This is a genomic window from Sphaerothrix gracilis Ecp01 (assembly GCF_030405905.1).
Taxonomy (GTDB): Bacteria; Cyanobacteriota; Cyanobacteriia; order Phormidesmidales; family Phormidesmidaceae; genus Sphaerothrix; species Sphaerothrix gracilis.
In genome coordinates this window covers 1-1,264 of sequence record NZ_JASATW010000127.1, presented here as the reverse complement: position 1 = coordinate 1,264, position 1,264 = coordinate 1, and the positions used below count along the sequence as shown (strand labels likewise).

The following is a 1,264-nucleotide window of genomic DNA, read 5'->3' as shown; positions in this document are numbered from 1 at the left end:
TACCCGGCAGGGAACAGCTGCTAGTCAGCTAGTTCGAGTTAATCCAAGCCTAGTAGGAGAACAAGGCCGAGCTGATGGGATGGGGCCTGCTGTCATTCCAGTGCAGTCCTATATCCTAAATCCATTATCCCTGGATGCCCCAGACTTACCTCTCGGTTACGATTTGGGTCGTAGCAGCTATTCGCTTCTACCCTCTTATCGCAGCGGTACTGTTGTCAGGGTTGGAACTGAAGCTACCGTCCTGCTTCGTGGTGTTGTCGTCGATGCTGAAGGTGATCCAGTTGCTCTACAGAGAGGAACACTTATCTCCATCTCGGATCCTGACTGGCCGGTTATAGAGCTGTTCACGAACCGGGCGGGACGATTTGCTGCCTCTGGGTTGAAACCCGGTCGCTATCGTCTACAGATTTTTGGGATAGAAAACAAAGTTGTAGAACTGATTATTCCTGAACAAACTTCAGGTCTATTTGAAGCTGGGATACTCAGCTTGCCAGCAACGATGAGCACCTTGCAAAACTAATGAATTGACTAAAACTGACGAAGCTGCGATTTTGAATAATCTACTAAATTAAGCCGTTTTAGCTGCGCAACTCTGCCTCAGTTCTGCCACCAGCACTAAATTCTCACTGGTGAAGAACAGCCACTCAATCGCAGGTTTTAACGCTTCAGGCGGCAGGTTATGTGCTACCCGCGCAAAGGCTGAGTTTAACCGGCAAGCTGCCGCTGATTGGTCATGGTCGAGGTAGATCCAGCACCACTTTCGTGTCCACCAGCTGATTTCCTGCCACTAACCGCTCTCCTGTCATCCAAGCCGCCTCCGGCTCAAACTGATAGATCCGGCGTGGCGAAGTGCCTAGATAATCTGAAGCCGTCCGCTGCGGTGGCTCTCCGCCCGCCCGCGCAAAAAGCTGTTGCATTACAGCCTCAACTCGCTCAGACGCTAGCTCTCCCCCATAGCCACTCAGATATACTCCCTGCCCTTTGCCCTCACTTGCGCTCGTGCTGTAGATAGCGATCGCTAGGTGCCCCTGATTTTGATACAGGTTCTGGGAATGCCTAGAGGCGATCGCCGATGACCAGTTATCAAATGTCAAGGGTTTAGCGTGACGCGACAGCTAGATAGGCGAGTTTGCAAATCTGCGAGCGCGATCGGCAATTGCAAGACTCCCTTGTCGCGACAACTATGATCAAAATGACAACTATGATCGCTAATGCGGTTAATCTCGATTTGCGGTATTTGGCTCAGTTGAGTGAGCCGAGCGAG

At 51.3% G+C, this 1,264-nt stretch carries 2 protein-coding genes; one reads left to right on the top strand and one right to left on the bottom strand.

Translation table 11 applies throughout. The features are described from left to right. Nucleotides 1-520: carboxypeptidase-like regulatory domain-containing protein (locus tag QJQ48_RS28215; RefSeq protein WP_487247708.1), on the top strand; the 520-nt coding region annotated here is incomplete at its 5' end. Nucleotides 521-731: 211 nt separating this feature from the next. On the opposite strand, the gene QJQ48_RS28210 is transcribed toward QJQ48_RS28215, so the two are convergent. Further along, nucleotides 732-1,094, bottom strand: a complete 363-nt coding sequence (locus tag QJQ48_RS28210; protein WP_346294495.1) for a hypothetical protein — start codon at nt 1,092-1,094, stop codon at nt 732-734. Between the last annotated feature and the right edge of the window lie 170 nt (nt 1,095-1,264).